The sequence below is a fragment of the Citrobacter sp. Cf118 genome (assembly GCF_030334095.1).
Taxonomy (GTDB): Bacteria; Pseudomonadota; Gammaproteobacteria; order Enterobacterales; family Enterobacteriaceae; genus Citrobacter; species Citrobacter freundii.
In genome coordinates this window covers 1-524 of the sequence record NZ_JAOWES010000040.1, presented here as the reverse complement: position 1 = coordinate 524, position 524 = coordinate 1, and the positions used below count along the sequence as shown (strand labels likewise).

Genomic DNA, 524 nt, shown 5'->3' with positions numbered 1-524 from the left:
GTTAGCCCCAACCAGGCTGCCAGTTGGCGCCCGTTCTTAAAATCATGGGCATTGCCAATACTGGCGACCAGCGCACTCGCTGTGGTGGGCCCAACACCTTTCAGTTCCATTAACTGCTGGCTGCGATGATCTGTTTTGGCCACACGAGATAATACCCTGTCATATTCGGCGATTTTCTCTTCAATATTAGTGACATGTGTCAATAGATCATCAATGCACAGCCTAACCTGTACTGGCAGAGTTTCCTTCTGGTCAGAAACAACATGACGCAGAGCATCAGTGCTTTGTGGGGCAATAACCCCGAATTCAGATATCAGGCCCCGAAGACGGTTATACGTTGCTGTTCTTTCCTGGATAAATCCCTGTCTTGTCCGATGTAAGCATTGCATTGCCTGCTGGCTTTCGTCTTTGACTGGTACAAAGCGCATATGCGGCCGCTGCACTGCCTCACAAATAGCTATTGCATCAGCTGCATCATTTTTCCCGGTCTTACCCGCCATGCGATAGGGTGAGACAAATTTCGG

The 524-nt window shown here is 49.4% G+C and carries 1 pseudogene; it reads right to left on the bottom strand.

The features are described from left to right. Positions 1-524: pseudogene (locus OGX67_RS00530) on the bottom strand (IS110-like element IS5708 family transposase); the annotation flags it as partial.